The sequence below is a fragment of the Roseovarius lutimaris genome (assembly GCF_900115165.1).
Lineage (GTDB): Bacteria > Pseudomonadota > Alphaproteobacteria > Rhodobacterales > Rhodobacteraceae > Roseovarius > Roseovarius lutimaris.
Genome location: NZ_FOVP01000013.1, coordinates 25,127 through 40,313 on the forward strand (window position 1 = coordinate 25,127; position 15,187 = coordinate 40,313).

Here is a 15,187-nt window from a genome sequence, read left to right on the forward strand (position 1 = left end):
CCGCACCATACGCGCGATGGCGCACAAGGCAAGGGAAAGCCGCATGGCTCGTCCGGCCCTGACGTGCCCGCCTCGCGGAAATTCACGAGGCGGCCTGTCAGGGCCGATGAGGGGCGCTAGCCCTCGATCCGCGTCAGATCGGCCACCTGGAGACAGATCACTCGAATGCGGCTTAACAGGTTCAGGCGATTGCGGCGCAACACCTGATTGTCGGCATTGATCTGCACCGCGTCGAAAAACGCATCCACCGCCGGGCGCAGACCGGCCATGACCGCCATCGCCCCTGCAAAATCCTCGGCCTCAAGGGCGCGGGCAATCTCGGGCTCAGCCGTATCAAGTGCTGCGAAAATCGCCTTTTCCACGTCAGTCTCGGCAAATTTCACATCGGCGCCGTAGGAATATTCGACCCCGTCCTTTTCCTCGGCCTGCGTCAGGATATTGTTGGCGCGCTTGAAGCCCTGCAACAGGTTTTCACCGTCATCGGTTTTGAGGAAGGCACTGAGCGCCTCGGCCCGTTTGACCAACAGGGTGAGGTCGTCGTTGCCGGGCATGGCAATGCAGGCGTTGATCACGTCATGGCGAATGCCTTGGTCTTTGAGGTAAACTTTGAGGCGGTCGTGGAAGAAGGCGAGAAGATCTTCAACAACCTCTATTTCGTGCAACTGAAGGATATTGTGGGCGGAAACCGCTGCCCAATCTGCATAGTCAGCATCAAAGCTTTCGGTCTTCATTCTTATTACCCCAAAAGCTCGCTTCTTTTCTGCGTAATCAGGGTTTTCTGCAAATTGAGCCAATACATCCCGATACTTCGCGATAATCATGCCGCGAAACTCCAAGTTTGCTACGGGTCCCGCTGCGTCTGCTGCCTTAACTGAACGCTTAGCGGCCCCGCCATACAGAACTCGATAAAGCCCGATTGATAGATTGTTCTCAACAATAAGCCGGACGACGCCAAGAGCTGCACGCCTAAGTGCAAAAGGATCAGCACTTCCTGTCGGAAACCCAAAGGTGGCCCAGAACCCGGTCAGCGTATCAAGCTTATCCGCCAGAGCCACAGCAACCGAGACGGCACCAGTCGGCACGGCGTCAGACGGGCCGAGGGGGGAGTAATGTTCTTGGCACGCGGCGGCCACCTCGGGCGGCAGCCCCTCGGCCTCGGCATAATACCGCCCCATAAGCCCCTGCAATTCCGGGAATTCATAGACCATTTCCGATTGCAGATCGGCCTTGGCCACCTTCGCCGCCTGCTCGGCCAGATCGGGATCGGCCCCCACTCCCGGGGCGATCTCGCGCGCCAGTGCGGCAATGCGGGCAATCCGGTCGGCTTGGCTGCCAAGCTTGTTGTGGAAGGTAACCCCGGACAGGCCCTCGGCCATGCCCGCAAGCCCCTTGTCGCGCACAAGGCGCAGGTCGTTTTCCCAGAAAAACTTGGCATCCGACAGACGCGCCGCCAGCACCTTTTGATTGCCCGCCAGAATGGTCGCGCCGTGATCGGCGGTTTCGACATTGGCGACGGTGACAAAGCGTTCGATCTGGCCTGTCTTGGGGTTCTTCACCGAAAAGAATTTCTGGTGCTCGCGCATGCTGGTCTGCAACACCTCACCCGGCAGGCCAAGGAAATCCTCGTCGATCTGCCCCATCAGGACCACCGGCCATTCCACAAGGCCGGACACCTCGGCCAAAAGGCCTGCGTCTTCGACCAGTTCAAGACCGGCGGCAAAGGCCTGATTGCTGGCATCCTGCCAGATGTGATCGGCGCGTTCGCGCGCCTCAAGCATCACGTGATCGCGCCTGAGCTTGGCGCGGTAATCGTCAAACGAGGTCACCGCAAAGCTGCCATGGCCCATAAAGCGATGGCCCTCTGTGGTGTTGCCCGCGCGAATGCCGTCAATCTCAAGGTCAACCACCGTGGCCTCGCCCATCTCGTCGGTCAGGATGCACAGGATCGAATGCAGCGGGCGCACCCAACGCAGGCTTCCCGCCCCCCACCGCATGGATTTGGGCCATGGGAAATTGCGGATGATCTTTTCAAGCTCTTCGGCCACGATCTCGCTCGCGGGGCGGCCCGGACGGGTGATGGTGGCGTAATAGACCTGACCTTTTTTCTCGTCGCGCACCTCGAGCTGATCGCGCGTCACTCCGGCGCCACGCAGGAAGCCCTCAATCGCCTTGTCGGACGCATCGACGCGGGGGCCTTTGCGCTCTTCGCGGGTTGTAGGGCTGCTGGCCAGCACCCCCTCGACCGCAAGCGCAAGACGGCGCGGCGTGGCAAAACCGGCGGCCCCGCCATAGGTCAGGCCCGCCTCGACAAGCGCATCGGTCATGCGTTTCTTGAGGTCCTCGGCTGCGCGCGCCTGCATGCGGGCGGGGATTTCCTCGGAAAACAGTTCGATCAGAAGATCTGGCATATCACTCAATACCCTTTTGGTGGTTCGGGGCAGTCATCGGGCGCGCGCTGACCATCAAAGACCACCGCGCCGCAGCGGTTGATCTGATGCCAGACAAAGCCGCGCCCGTCATCGGTAATGGCGACCACACGGTCAACGCCATAAGACACGTCGCGCTGTCCCAGATAGGCAAGCGCGCGCCCCTCTTCCAGCGCAAGGCCGATGGCCTGTGCGTCGTAACACTCAAACCAGCCCGGCGCGGTCAGCGGTTCGGCGGTCTCGTAGATCTCATAGGTTTCGCTGAGCATGGCATTGCTCATCGTGGTGGTGAAACAGGCACGATAGCGGATCGGGCTGCTGTCGGCATCAATCGCCGTGAACCCGTCATAAAGCACCGGTTCGGCCTTGCCCGAGACAAGCGAGGTCAGCTGCACATCGTCGGTGCCGGTCGCCGCCACTTCTTCGTAAAAGTAATAGACCTGCAAATAATACATGGCCGCACCGGCCACCAAAGCCGTAACCAAGATCACCCCCGCTAATATCTTGCCCATCACGCGGCATATCCCCCCGCGTCGGTCTGCACAAAGGCATCGGCGCATTTCTTGGCCAAGGCCCGCACACGCCCGATATAGGCCTGTCGTTCGGTCACACTGATCACGCCGCGCGCATCCAGCAGGTTGAAAAGGTGGCTTGCCTTGATGCATTGATCATAGGCCGGATGCGCCATCACGATCCGCTGGCCGGTCTTGGGGTCGTCATGGGGCTGACTCAGGATCGCCTCGCATTCGGCCTCGGCCTCTTCAAAATGACGCAACAACACATCGGTGTTGGCCACGTCGAAATTCCAGCGGCTGTATTCCTGTTCGGTCTGGCGAAACACATCGCCATAGCTAAGCGGGATCGGCGCGCCGGGGTCGTTAAACGGCATGTCCATCACATGATCGACGCCAAGCACATACATCGCCAACCGCTCAAGCCCATAGGTCAATTCGCCAGACACAGGCGCGCAATCATGCCCGCCAACCTGTTGGAAATAGGTGAACTGGCTCACTTCCATGCCATCGCACCAGACCTCCCAGCCAAGCCCCCATGCGCCAAGCGTCGGGCTCTCCCAGTCGTCCTCGACAAAGCGGATATCATGCAGGCCCATGTCGATGCCAATCGTCTTGAGCGAGCCAAGGTAAAGATCCTGAAGATCGGGCGGGCTGGGTTTGATCAGCACCTGATACTGGTAATAGTGCTGCAAGCGGTTGGGGTTTTCGCCATAGCGCCCATCGGTCGGGCGCCGCGAAGGTTGCACATAGGCCGCCGCCCAGGGCCGTGAGCCGAGCGAGCGCAGCGTCGTGGCCGGATGAAACGTGCCCGCGCCGACTTCCATGTCATAGGGTTGCATCATGGCACAGCCATGGCCCGCCCAATAGCTCTGAAGCCGCAGGATGATTTCCTGAAAACTGCGTGGTTTGCCGTTTGTTTCCGCCATCTTCGCCCCCGGGGACCGCCCCTGAAATTGCCGTTCTTACCTACGGCCCTCATGCGGCAGGGTCAATCAGGCCAAAGCGCATATTTTGGGTGCATCGCGTGGCATTTTTGCTAAAACTCCCTTAAGCCCCGATGCGAACAGGCAGGGCAGGATTTAAGGGGAACCGATGACGCGTTATTTTTTGGGATTTATGTTGACGATTTTGCTGAGCGTACCTGCGGCCTGGTCACAGGACGAACCGCTTGTCTGGGTCCAGATCGAGGCCCAGCCCAGCCTTGCACAGGCCCAGGCCAGCGCCCGCCGCTATGGCGCGGACTTGCAGGATGTGAACGGCTTTTCCCTCGGGCGCGGATGGTATGCGATTGCCCTTGGCCCCTATCGGCGCGACGAGGCCGAGCGTGTGCTTCAGGTCTATCGCAACGAAGGCGTGATCGCGCGCGACAGCTATATCGCGGAATCCTCTGATTTCCAGCGTCAGTTCTGGCCAGTCGGGACCAACCTTCTGGATCAGGCAGAGCCCGCACCTGCCGTCACACCGGCGCGTCCCGCCCCCGTTGCAGAGGCGCCGACCCCGGCGCCCGACCCGGCCCTTCCCGATGAAACCCCGCGCGAGGCCCGCGCAAGCGAGGCCCGGCTTGACCGCGACGGGCGCGCCGCACTTCAGATCGCGTTGAAATGGGCCGGCTTTTACGGCGGCCCGATTGACGCGGCCTTTGGTCAGGGCACGCGCGCCTCGATGGGTCGCTGGCAAGAGGCCAACAACTTTGAGGTCACCGGCGTTCTGACCAGCCTGCAACGCCGCGAACTGCTGCGCCAGTATAACGCCGTTCTCGAAGGGCTTGGCCTTGAGGTCGTGCGCGAGGCTGGCACCGGGATCGCCATGAAGCTGCCGATGGCGGTGGTGGAATTTGACCGCTACGAGCCGCCCTTCGCGCATTTCAAACCCAAGGGCGACATCGACGCGCGGGTTCTTCTGATCAGCCAGCAGGGCGACCGCAACACGCTTGCCGGGCTTTACGACATCATGCAGACGCTTGAAATCGTGCCGGAAACCGGGCCGCGCAACCTTGAACGCGACAGCTTTCGCCTGATTGGCGAGGGCGCCTTGCAGATTTCGCAGACCGAGGTCTGGCTGCGCGATGGTCAGATCAAGGGCTTTACCCTGATCTGGCCTGCGGGCGACGAAGAGCGCCGCAATCGCCTTTTGGGCCAGATGCAGGACAGCTTCGAATGGCTCAGCGGCACGCTTGACCCGGCGGCCGGCAATACCGCCGAGCAGCGCATTGATCTGATTTCCGGGCTGCAAGTGCGCAAACCCAAACTCTCGCGCTCTGGCTTTTACGTCGATCAGGGCGGCGCGGTTCTGACCACCTCCGAGGTTGTGCAAAACTGTGGCCGCATCACCATCGACGATATGTATGACGCGGCCATCGCCCTTGATGACACCGATCTTGGTATCGCTCTCTTACGCCCCATTGAGCAGCTTGCGCCGCAGAATGTTGCCACCTTTCAAGATCTGACACCGCGCCTGATGTCGGATGTGGCGGTTGCGGGTTATTCCTATGGCGGCATCCTCGGCGCCCCGACAATGACCTTTGGCCAGCTTGCCGACCTGCGCGGCCTGAATGGCGAAGCGCACCTCAAGCGGCTGGCGATCACCGCGCTTGAGGGCGATGCCGGCGGGCCGGTGTTCGATACCGGCGGTGCGGTTCTGGGGATGCTCTTGCCGCATGTTCAGAACGGTCGCGCCCTGCCCGACGGGGTAAGCTTTGCCGCCAATACCGGCACGCTGCGCGAGGTTCTGGTGCAAAACGGCATCACCCCGCGCGTCACCTCGGAGCTGGATGACATCCCCGCCGAGGCGCTGACCGATCGCGCCGGGGCGATGACCGTGCTGGTGAGTTGCTGGGAATAATCCCGCCACAGTTTAGCGCAAATTCTAGGTATTAACGGCGTCCCGAAAGGGGCGCCGTTAAGGTTTTGGAAAGGCGATCGGCACACCTTGGTGGCAAGTGGTGAGGGGTGTTTTCCGGATCAGGATCCGGGCCAGATCAGGAGTTTTGAGAATGAAGAAAATCACGCTAATTGCAGCGGCTGCTCTCGTCGCACTTTCCGGTGTCGCACAGGCCGATGTCAGCCGGAAAGTCGGTCGTGCAACCAAGATCCAAAGCGGTAACAGTTCGGTCATGCCGGCCGAAGGCTATAGCTCGCAATGGTGGACGCATCCGATTGGCTGTGAATATTCGCGCGCCGGTCGGCCCGGTGAAATCGTGTGGTATCTGATCATCAACACCGCGCGCCCCGGCTGTCCGACCTATATCGTTCAGCGCGGCTTTAGCGACGTCTACTAAGGCCTAGCCGTTCCCCAGTGCCGAGGTCATGTGAATAAGCGTCGGGCGGTCCGCGACAAGCGCCGCCCGCACCGCATCCTGCAAGGCCTGATGGGTTTGGGGCGCCTCTGCATTGGCCCCGTAAGCCCGCGCAAGCGCACAGAAATCGGGGTTATGGGCGATGACCGCATTGGGCGCGATCTGGGCGCGCGCCATGCTGTCCTCGATCTCTTTCAGCTTGCCATTGTCCCAAAGCAGGATCGGCAGCGACAGGCCAAGCTCGACCGCAGTGCCAAGATCCTGAAGCGTGTACTGAAACCCGTAATCGCCGGCGATGGCGATGGTCGGCTTGCCGCGCCGGGCCACCGCCCCGCCGATGGCGGCGGGCAAGGCATAGCCAAGCGTGCCAAAGCCTGAAGGGTGATGCCAATGGCCGGGATGCGCCATCGGCCAGACCTCATTGGCGACATAGGCGAATTGGGTCATGTCCGAATAGATCATCGTATCCTCGGGCAAAGCGGCGCGCAGCACCTCGCAAAGCGGGGCAATACCGGGACGCTCTGCATCGCTTTCGGCGCGCCACCGGGCCCGCGCCGCCGCCACATCGCCCGCGCGCCAGCCCTCTGCGGCGCGCAGATCGCGCGCCAAAAGCGCATCCGCCAAGGCCCCGGCATCGGCCAGAACGGGATGATCGCAATTTGGGGCCCCGCCAAGCTGTGCCGGGTCGATATCCACCCGGATCAGCGGCGCCGCGTGCCCAAGGTCATCGCGCCAGAGATCATTTTCAGACAGTTCCGTGCCCACAACCAGCACAAGATCGGCCTCGGCGATCACGCCCGCACTCTCGGGGCGGGCAAGATAGGTGCCAAAATCAAGCGGCGCATCGGCCCCCATGATGCCGCGCCCGGCATAGGTGGTGAAACTTGCGGCGCCCAAACGCCCGATCACCTGTCGCCAGGCCTGCGCCGCCCGCACGGCCCCGCCCCCGAGAATGACAAGCGGCTTTTGCGCCGCGTTCAGCGCCTCGGCCACCTCATCGACCACCCGCTCCGCAATCGCAGGAACCGCCACAAGCGGTCTGGCCGCCGGGGCGGCCTCCGCCGCCCCTTGCAGCGCGGAAATCGGCACCTGAATATGCTTGGGCCGCGCGCGCTTGCTGGCGAATTCACCCAAAGCCCGGTCAACAAGCTGATAGGCGCTTTGCGCATCGCGGGCCTCATGGCTCCAGTCACAGACACAGGCCGCCGCGCCGCATTGGTCCAGCATCTGATGCAATTGGCCGGTCTTGGCCGCCACATCGTCAAGGCAGGACGACAACACCAGCACCGGCACCGAATCCGAATAGGCCTGCCCTATCGGTGTCATGATATTGCACAAGCCCGGCCCGGTGATCACATAGGCCACCCCCGGCTTGGCCGTGGCGCGCGCATAGCCATCGGCCATGAAGCCCGCGCCCTGTTCGTGGCGCGCCAGAACATGGGTGATGCCGGCCTCTTCGATGCCGCGATACATTTCCTGATTGTGCACACCGGGAATGCCAAAGATGGTGTCCACCCCCCGCGCCTTCAACAGATGGCTGATCTGCGCCCCAAGCGGGGTTTGCGCGCGAAAGGTATCTGTGTGATCGGCCATCATATCTCTCCCAATAAAAACCGAGTTCAGGGGCGCCAGAATACCGGCAAAATCAAGACGACAACCGCCACGATTTCAAGCCGCCCCATCAGCATTGCAAGAATCATCAGTGCCTTGGCCTCACTTGGAAAGCCATGCAGCGCCCCGCTTGGCGCTACATTTTCGCCAAAGACCGGGCCGATGTTGAAAATCGACGTCCAGGCTCCGGTCACCGATTCCAGCACCGTCAGCCCGGTAAGCTCCAGCGCGACGCTGAAAAATCCGAGCGACAGGATGTAGAAGGTAAACAAAAGCATCACCGATTGCAGAACTTCATCCTCGACCCGGCGCCCCTCGTGGCGCAGGATCATCACGCTTGAGGGGCTGAAAATCCGCCGGGCCTGCTGGGCCAGTGCCGTCAGCATCAGCTGATAGCGGAAAATCTTGATCGCACAGCCGGTCGAGCCGGTACAGCCGCCAATCGCCCCCACGACGATCAGCACCACAAAGGGCATATGCCCCCACCCCATCAGATCGCCGTCGCCATACCCGGTGCCGGTAAAGACCGACACGATATTGAACAAACGTTCGCGAAACCGCTCTTCGCTCAACTCGCCGAACTGGATAAGGTCATAGCCCACCACAAGGATCACCGCATATCCGATCCAGCGCAGATATGTGCGCACCTGCGTATCCTTGAGGAGCGGACGGATATTGCCCTGCACCCCCTGCATCATGCGTACAAACGGCAGGGTGGCGAGGATCATGAAAACAACGGCCACATATTGCGGCGCGCCCGGAAAGCTTGCAAAGGACGCATCCGACGTCGAAAACCCGCCTGTTGACACCGTGGTCAGCGAATGCACCGTCGCCTCGAAGGCGTCCATGCCAAACGCAAGATAGGACAGGGTACAGATCGCCGTCAGCCCGAGATAGACGTTCAGCACGCCTTTTGAGATATCCATCGTGCGCGGCAGCGCCTTGCCAAAGGTGTCAAACCCCTCCGAGCGGAAAAACTGCATGCCCCCGACCCGCATCACCGGCAGGAACACAAGCGCGACAATCACGATCCCAAGCCCGCCAAGCCATTGCAGAATGCCGCGCCAGAGCAAAAGCCCCTTGGGCAGGTCATCCAGCCCCTCCAATACGGTGGTCCCGGTTGTTGTCAGGCCGGACATCGATTCGAAATAGGCATCGACAAAAGCAAGCTTGGTCTCGCCAAGCATGAAGGGAAGCGCCCCGAACAGCGGCAGCATCGCCCAGACCGCTGTGGTCAGCAAAAACGCTTGCTGCACCGTAAGCCCTTCACCGACCGAGTTCTTGCACGCAAGCGCGACAAGCCCGCCGGTCAGACAGGTAATGATAAGGCTTTCGGCAAAAACCGGCCAATGCTCGCGCCCCTCGGCGATATCCACCAAGAGAGGCAACGCCATGGTAAGCCCCATGGCCATGACCATCAGGCCAACAAGATATCCCACGGGACGCATATCAAACATGACGCGCAGAGTTGGGCTTTGGGCACGGCGCTGTCAAGCAGGATGCGCGCGCACCCCGCATCTGGTCTTAACCGGGCAGGATATCCTCGAACACAAAGGCCGGGATATCCTTGTGCATAAGCCCCATCGCGGCCAGTTCGCTATCGCTCAGGCTGTACATTTCTACTAGGCTGGCAAGGCGTTTGCGGCTTATCATATAGCCATTCATCCCGGCCGCATGTTCGGCCAGAAACAGATCCAGATCGCGCCGCCATGTGACTGGCAGAAATCGGGTGTGCAGGTCTTGGTCGGCCATTCGGAACCCCTTTCGTCGGATCGTGTGACGGATTCCTCCCTGAGGGGAATATAGGGCAGTTCTGTCCGAATTTCTTGCGGGAAGTGAAACGGTCGGTAAAGTGTTGCTGCATTGCAGCATAAAATAACCCCGACGGGATCGACCCGTCGGGGTTAAAGTTCCGGCCTGCCGGGGTCTGTCGGCGTCAGGCGTAAAACAGGTCCTTGAAGACATGATAGGCAATATCGTCGCGGCGGATGCCCATGGCTGCTAGCTCTGCGTCGGATTTTGCTTCCAGCGCTTCGATTCGGTTGCGGCGTGATGTGACCTGGCTGTGACGCTCAAGGCCACGCGCCAAGGCCGCTGTGAATTTTTTCCAGCCGTCGCGCAGGGGCGATGCCGGGATGTTCGTTGTAATGTTCGCCATTGGAAACCTCACTTGCTTTGGTGTTCAGGTTTCCTCCCTGCCTTCAAGTTAGGTCAGCGTCTTTGACGTTACCACCGTCAATTCGGAATGGCCGGGTTGCAACAGATGCATCCCGACCGGTAAGCCCTTATTTTCTTTTGCCTTTCCTCCGCGGTGCGGGCATAGCAGGCGGCGCGGATGGTTTACGCTGGGCCTTGGCCGAGGCAGGAGCCGGGGTTGGCGCCGCAGCTTTGTGAGCAGGCGCGACCGGCGCAGAGGGCGTGGATTTGACCTCTGCTTTGGCCGGGATTTGTGCCACCGCAGGCTTGGTCACCGGCGCCACCTCAGCAGCTTTCACCGCTGGCGCAACCGGCGCAGACGGCGTAACCTTGGATACGGTTTCAGCCGGAGCCTGTGGCGGGGCCGGTTTGGCCGCGTCGGCTTTCACGGCAACCGGCTTTGCTGTGGCTGGCGCTTTGGCGGCCGGGGTCGGTGACGCAACTGCGGCTGTCTTCTCAGGTGCGGGCGTCTTGGCCACAGGCTTTGCCACTGCGGGCTTTTTGGCCACGGGCTTGGCCACTGTGGGCTTGGCGACCGCGGTCTTTGCTGCACCCGGCTTGGCGCTGACAAGCCGTGCAGTGTGCTGCGCCGGTGTCGCTTTCGCCCTGATCCGACCGGCGAACGGCCCGGCCTGCAACGCGGCCTCTCCCAATACCTGCGCCACGCGCAGATTGCTTTCGATCATGTAGCCGGCAAAGCGAAGTCCGGCGGCGGAAAGTTTCAGCGGATAGTCGGGGGCAAGCATATCAGTATCCTTTTGAGCCAGTACAAAAGCGCGTTCCCAGCGTGGCGTGACATTAGCGTAACGCGAGGCACAGCGTCGGTGTCACTGAATTGACCCAACGTCAAATCAAATTACACCCGATACGCGGGAAGCTGCTGAAATTTTACACGCTGTGCCGGGCAAACGGGCAGATCACCACACCCTAGCGCCCGTGAACAAGCGTGTGAAACAATTTGGGGTCAAGACTGTCCGAGGCAAAGGTGTCGCCCTCGGTCAGAACGCTGACCGCATCATGGCTGTGCAGGCTCTCCTGATGGCTTGCGATCACCCGGAAATCACCGATGCGCGGATCGGCCAGCAATTGCTCGCAAAACAGGCGCGCGGCGTCCTCGACAAAGATCGGATTGGCGGCGTTCAACTCGGCAAAGGCCTGTTCATCCTCGCGCTTGACCATGACTTGGGTTTCTGTCGGCACCGCACGGCGGGCCAGCTCGATCAGATCCTCGAACCACAGGCAATCGCCCGCCATCACCTCAACCGAGAGCCGCGCAACCGAGCGCTGCGAATGCGGCGTCGCCAGTTGACCGCGCGCCGAGCGGGCATGTTCCGACAACTCAAGCGAACAGGGGCAGGTCGAGGAATAGACATAATCAAGATGCATGAATTTGCGCCGCAGACCGCCGGTTTCCACCAGCTCCAGCGCGATATCGTAATACTGAAACCCCTCTAGCCCCGAGCGCAAGGAGCGCACCCGCGCCGGATACGACAGCCGCATTTGCAGGCGCGCATCGACACTATCGAGATCGGTGATGTAATCGTTAAGCGCGGCCTCCATCACCTCGAAACTAAAAGTTTTTTCGGCATGCTTGTAAAAGCTGCGCATGATCCGGGACATGTTGATGCCCTTGCGCTCTGCCTCAAGGCTGACGCTGCCGGTCACTGCGGTTTCCAGCGTCAGATCGCCATTGTCACGGGTGTGAAAGCCGATCGGCAGCCGGAAATTGGAAATGCCCACATGTTGAAGATGCTGTTTGGTGCCGCGAATAAGCGAGCTTGGCCCGTTCTGAAGATCGGGCAACGAGGCGCGATAGGCCGCATCAACGCTGAAATCCGTCGGATAGTCGCGCCTCAACACAGGATAGTTTGACACCTGCCCCGTCGGCAAAAGCCGCGCAATCGACGGATCAAGATCGGCCACCTCTTCGGGAGTGGCCGTTTGCGCCCAGACACGCAACACCGCCAGCGCCTGTTTTGCCTCATCGCGGTCCGGCGTTCCATTCATCTCGGATGGGTGCACATTCATCGCAGGGTTTCCTTATCCGTGCTGCCAAGTGTATGACATAGGGCGTAGCTATACAAATTGCCAATTCCGTTAGGATATACGGCAAAAGCGGCAATACGGATCAAACACGCCCCAGATCATGTGGCACGCCCCTAGTCGGCGGCATCCAGAGCGCGGGTGATATCGGCAATCAGGTCTTCGCGATCCTCCAGCCCGACACTCAAGCGCACAAGTCCCGGCGTGATACCAAGGCTCGCCTTCTGATCAGCGGGCAGACGTTGATGCGTGGTGGTGGCGGGATGCGTCGCAATCGACTTGGCATCGCCCAGATTGTTGGAAATCACCACGATCTCAAGCGCATTCAAAAAGCGAAACGCCGCCGCTTGCCCGCCTTTGAGATCAAGCGCCACCACCGTGCCGCCCTTGCCCATGTCTCGCAGCACAAGATCATGCTGGGCGTGGCTCGGATGGCCCGGATAGATTGCGCGCGCCAATGCGTCATGACCTTGCAGGGCGTCTGCAATTGCCAGGGCCGTATCGGCCTGTGCGTTCACCCGAAGATCAATGGTTTCCAGCCCCTTGAGCATGACCCAGGCGGTGAAGGGCGACATCGAGCCGCCGGTATGTTTCATGTAGGGTTCCAGCGTGCCGCGAATAAAATCGCGCGTGCCAAGGACAACCCCGCCAAGGGCCCGCCCCTGCCCGTCGATATGTTTGGTTGCCGAATAGACCACCACATCGACGCCTTGTTCAATCGCATTGGAAAAGACCGGCGTGGCAAAGACATTATCCACAATCACCAGCGCCCCGGCGGCATGGGCGATCTCGGTCACGGCGGCCACGTCGATCACTTCCAGCGTCGGATTCGCGATTGATTCGAAAAACACCGCCTTGGTCTCGGGACGGATCGCTGCCTGCCATTGCGCAAGATCGGTGCCATCAACAAAGGTCACCTCGACGCCGTACCGCGTCAGGATCTCTTCAAGCACATAAAGACAGGACCCGAACAACGCCCGCGCCGAAACCACATGATCGCCCGCGCGCAGGCAAGAGATCAGCGCGCCACTGACCGCCGCCATACCGCTGGCGGTGGCAAAGGCATCTTCGGCCCCTTCAAGCGCCGCAATCCTGTCTTCGAACATGGCGACGGTCGGATTGCCGTAACGGGCATAGATAAACTCATCCGGGCCGGCCTTGATAAAGCGCGCCTCGGCCGCCTCGGCGGTGTCATAGACAAAGCCCTGGGTCAGAAAAATCGCTTCGCTGACCTCGTTATACTGGCTGCGGCGGCTACCGCTGTGCACCATTCTGGTGCGCCGTTTCCAAGTCTCGCTCATGGTCGTCCTCCGGGCGTGTCCGCCCACAAAAAAAGCCCCGACGCGGTCAAGCGAAAGAGGGCTTTCATCCTGACCTCTTTAGCGGTTTGTTTAACGTGGCCCGCAATCCGGTAACAAATCGCCACGGCTATCGGATTACCGCGCACCGCCACAGGCGTCAATACTGGCAAGCAGGTTTCTCGCAGGCGTCACCACGGCCAAGCGCGCTCCCGCTGTTTCTTCTTGGCAAAAATACTCAACTCCAACAGTGCCACTCTCACCTCGGTCGAGGTCTGCAACCCGCAGGCCCCAACCGACGAGGACAGCCCTTGCCTCCGGGTTGAAAACGGTCATTCTGTCCCCGGAGTGAACGCACAGCAGGAGACAGCCATGCCCCCGAAACAGGACCCGATTGATCTATACTTCTGGCCCACGCCAAATGGATGGAAAACCTCTATCGCGCTTGAGGAAATGGCCCTGCCCTACAGGCTTCACCTGATTGATATCGGTGCCGGGGATCAGTTCAAGCCAGAGTTTCTCAAGCTCTCGCCAAACAATCGCATGCCCGCGATCACCGATCCAGAGGGGCCGGATGGCGCACCGATAAGCCTGTTTGAATCCGGGGCGATCCTGCAATATCTCGCGCGCAAAACCGGCCAGTTCTATGGCACCACAGAGCGCGACAGAATTGCCGTGGATCAATGGCTTATGTGGCAAATGGGTGGCGTCGGCCCGATGGCGGGGCAAGCGCATCACTTTCTCAAATACGCCCCGGCGATGGACCCGCCAAATGACCTGCCCTATGCCAAGGACCGTTATCGCAATGAGGTGGCGCGGCTTTACGGCGTGCTCGACCGGCAATTGGCCAAGACCGAATTTGCTGCGGGTGATTTCTTTTCCATCGCCGATATGGCGATCTGGCCCTGGGCCTCGCTCTGGGAAGGCCAGCAACAGACGCTGGAGGATAAACCGCATCTGGCGCGGTGGCTCGATACCGTCGGGGCGCGCGACGGCGTGATCAGGGGCCGCGCGCTTGCCGCCGAGAAACGTCGCAACATTCAGGATAGCCGCAGCGCGCAGAACGTTCTGTTCAAGCGCCCGTAGCGGGGCGGATGGTGTCCTCGTCCGGGGCCTCTGGCGGCAGGACCATAAGCACCATGAACCAATAAAATCCGTGTAGAAACAGCACGAAAATCGGCATGACGGTGATCCAGACACCAAGTGATTCAGTGCAGATCAGGATTTCATTCACCGCGATCACCATCGCCGCCACAAGCGCGTTGACGCGCAACAGGCTGACGGTTTCATAAACCTCTTCGCCATCCGCGTTGGTTGGGGTCACGCGGGTCATGACGTCGCCCTCGCGCATCATGCCCAACACCATGATCACCAGCAAGAACAGCGCAACCGCGCTGATCCCGCGCTGTGTGAACAGGGGATTGTTCAGCCAAAGCTGCACCGCCGAGAGCATCAGAAGAATAACCACCGGCCAGCGCAACAGGCCCGTGCGCCCTGCCGTGGTCTGATGAAGGCTTGCTGCGGCCTGCGGCAGGTTGCGCCAGATCGCATAGGCCTGCGCGACCACGACCGACAGGACAAAGACCTGATCCTGCGGCACAGACATCCGACCAAGTCCAATCCAGAGGATCAGCATGATCACGACTGGCAACAGGTTCTGCGACCGGATCGCCGGGATCGACAAGGTCGCGTTCAAAAGGCGGGAAGAAAAACGATGTACCATGTCACCAGCCCTAGCCGCCAAATGCGGCCAAAGCCCGGCAGAGTTATGGGATTTTCCGGCGCAGCGCCGTTTTTTTTCCG

At 60.6% G+C, this 15,187-nt stretch carries 14 protein-coding genes and 1 riboswitch; of the genes, 3 read left to right on the forward strand and 11 right to left on the reverse strand.

The annotated features are described in order from the left end of the window. Positions 1-116: 116 nt before the first annotated feature. Genes glyS through BMZ91_RS12230 form a run of 3 tightly spaced genes read right to left on the reverse strand, consistent with a single transcriptional unit; the run spans position 117 to position 3,867 of the window. Positions 117-2,408: a glycine--tRNA ligase subunit beta gene (gene glyS / locus BMZ91_RS12220; protein WP_092839168.1), complete on the reverse strand. Its 2,292-nt coding sequence runs from the start codon at positions 2,406-2,408 to the stop codon at positions 117-119. 5 nt (positions 2,409-2,413) lie between these two features. Beyond that, positions 2,414-2,938, reverse strand: a complete 525-nt coding sequence (locus tag BMZ91_RS12225; protein WP_092839171.1) for a DUF6446 family protein — start codon at positions 2,936-2,938, stop codon at positions 2,414-2,416. Continuing rightward, positions 2,938-3,867 carry a glycine--tRNA ligase subunit alpha gene (locus BMZ91_RS12230; RefSeq protein WP_092839174.1) on the reverse strand — a complete coding sequence of 310 codons (930 nt, stop codon included), beginning with the start codon at positions 3,865-3,867 and terminating at the stop codon, positions 2,938-2,940. The genes BMZ91_RS12225 and BMZ91_RS12230 overlap by 1 nt, the downstream gene beginning before the upstream one ends. Positions 3,868-4,033: 166 nt before the next feature. Here BMZ91_RS12230 and BMZ91_RS12235 point away from each other — a divergent pair, with 166 nt between their 5' ends. Together BMZ91_RS12235 and BMZ91_RS12240 are read left to right on the forward strand one after the other, a co-directional pair. Continuing rightward, positions 4,034-5,782, forward strand: a complete 1,749-nt coding sequence (locus tag BMZ91_RS12235; RefSeq protein ID WP_092839177.1) for a serine protease — start codon at positions 4,034-4,036, stop codon at positions 5,780-5,782. Positions 5,783-5,933: 151 nt separating this feature from the next. Further along, positions 5,934-6,218, forward strand: a complete 285-nt coding sequence (locus tag BMZ91_RS12240; protein WP_092839179.1) for a hypothetical protein — start codon at positions 5,934-5,936, stop codon at positions 6,216-6,218. Between the two features lie 3 nt (positions 6,219-6,221). Here BMZ91_RS12240 and BMZ91_RS12245 read toward each other — a convergent pair whose 3' ends face one another. The 7 genes from BMZ91_RS12245 to metZ form a co-directional block, all read right to left on the reverse strand. Then, complete coding sequence (locus tag BMZ91_RS12245) at positions 6,222-7,829, reverse strand: 5-guanidino-2-oxopentanoate decarboxylase (protein ID WP_092839413.1); 1,608 nt, start codon at positions 7,827-7,829, stop codon at positions 6,222-6,224. 26 nt (positions 7,830-7,855) lie between these two features. Continuing rightward, entirely contained in the window at positions 7,856-9,304 is a 1,449-nt protein-coding gene (locus BMZ91_RS12250) for a TrkH family potassium uptake protein (RefSeq protein WP_092839182.1), read from the reverse strand. A gap of 67 nt (positions 9,305-9,371) precedes the next feature. Next, on the reverse strand, positions 9,372-9,599 hold the full coding sequence (locus BMZ91_RS12255; RefSeq protein WP_092839184.1) for a hypothetical protein: 228 nt from the start codon (positions 9,597-9,599) through the stop codon (positions 9,372-9,374). Positions 9,600-9,783: 184 nt separating this feature from the next. Further along, complete coding sequence (locus BMZ91_RS12260; protein WP_092839187.1) at positions 9,784-10,005, reverse strand: hypothetical protein; 222 nt, start codon at positions 10,003-10,005, stop codon at positions 9,784-9,786. 127 nt (positions 10,006-10,132) lie between these two features. Continuing rightward, positions 10,133-10,789 carry a hypothetical protein gene (locus BMZ91_RS12265; RefSeq protein WP_092839190.1) on the reverse strand — a complete coding sequence of 219 codons (657 nt, stop codon included), beginning with the start codon at positions 10,787-10,789 and terminating at the stop codon, positions 10,133-10,135. Positions 10,790-10,970: 181 nt separating this feature from the next. Next, positions 10,971-12,071 (reverse strand): GTP cyclohydrolase FolE2, encoded by a 1,101-nt coding sequence (folE2, locus tag BMZ91_RS12270; protein ID WP_092839193.1) that lies wholly within the window; start codon positions 12,069-12,071, stop codon positions 10,971-10,973. 131 nt (positions 12,072-12,202) lie between these two features. Beyond that, complete coding sequence (metZ, locus tag BMZ91_RS12275) at positions 12,203-13,387, reverse strand: O-succinylhomoserine sulfhydrylase (protein ID WP_092839196.1); 1,185 nt, start codon at positions 13,385-13,387, stop codon at positions 12,203-12,205. 57 nt (positions 13,388-13,444) lie between these two features. Next, positions 13,445-13,522, reverse strand: a riboswitch (SAM riboswitch). A gap of 234 nt (positions 13,523-13,756) precedes the next feature. On the opposite strand from metZ, the gene BMZ91_RS12280 reads away from it, so the two are divergent. Beyond that, positions 13,757-14,470 (forward strand): glutathione S-transferase N-terminal domain-containing protein, encoded by a 714-nt coding sequence (locus BMZ91_RS12280; RefSeq protein WP_092839198.1) that lies wholly within the window; start codon positions 13,757-13,759, stop codon positions 14,468-14,470. Here the strand turns inward: BMZ91_RS12280 and BMZ91_RS12285 are convergent. Then, positions 14,457-15,107, reverse strand: a complete 651-nt coding sequence (locus tag BMZ91_RS12285) for a hypothetical protein (protein WP_092839200.1) — start codon at positions 15,105-15,107, stop codon at positions 14,457-14,459. The genes BMZ91_RS12280 and BMZ91_RS12285 overlap by 14 nt on opposite strands. Positions 15,108-15,187 lie beyond the last annotated feature (80 nt).

Coding starts and splice junctions, on each gene's coding strand:
- BMZ91_RS12280 (WP_092839198.1), top strand. CDS start 13,757: ATGCCCCCGAAACAGGACCCGATTGATCTATACTTCTGGCCCACGCCA.
- BMZ91_RS12235 (WP_092839177.1), top strand. CDS start 4,034: ATGACGCGTTATTTTTTGGGATTTATGTTGACGATTTTGCTGAGCGTA.
- folE2 (WP_092839193.1), bottom strand. CDS start 12,071: ATGAATGTGCACCCATCCGAGATGAATGGAACGCCGGACCGCGATGAG.
- BMZ91_RS12245 (WP_092839413.1), bottom strand. CDS start 7,829: ATGGCCGATCACACAGATACCTTTCGCGCGCAAACCCCGCTTGGGGCG.
- BMZ91_RS12265 (WP_092839190.1), bottom strand. CDS start 10,789: ATGCTTGCCCCCGACTATCCGCTGAAACTTTCCGCCGCCGGACTTCGC.
- BMZ91_RS12260 (WP_092839187.1), bottom strand. CDS start 10,005: ATGGCGAACATTACAACGAACATCCCGGCATCGCCCCTGCGCGACGGC.
- BMZ91_RS12225 (WP_092839171.1), bottom strand. CDS start 2,938: ATGGGCAAGATATTAGCGGGGGTGATCTTGGTTACGGCTTTGGTGGCC.
- BMZ91_RS12230 (WP_092839174.1), bottom strand. CDS start 3,867: ATGGCGGAAACAAACGGCAAACCACGCAGTTTTCAGGAAATCATCCTG.
- BMZ91_RS12250 (WP_092839182.1), bottom strand. CDS start 9,304: ATGTTTGATATGCGTCCCGTGGGATATCTTGTTGGCCTGATGGTCATG.
- BMZ91_RS12255 (WP_092839184.1), bottom strand. CDS start 9,599: ATGGCCGACCAAGACCTGCACACCCGATTTCTGCCAGTCACATGGCGG.
- BMZ91_RS12285 (WP_092839200.1), bottom strand. CDS start 15,107: ATGGTACATCGTTTTTCTTCCCGCCTTTTGAACGCGACCTTGTCGATC.
- glyS (WP_092839168.1), bottom strand. CDS start 2,408: ATGCCAGATCTTCTGATCGAACTGTTTTCCGAGGAAATCCCCGCCCGC.
- BMZ91_RS12240 (WP_092839179.1), top strand. CDS start 5,934: ATGAAGAAAATCACGCTAATTGCAGCGGCTGCTCTCGTCGCACTTTCC.
- metZ (WP_092839196.1), bottom strand. CDS start 13,387: ATGAGCGAGACTTGGAAACGGCGCACCAGAATGGTGCACAGCGGTAGC.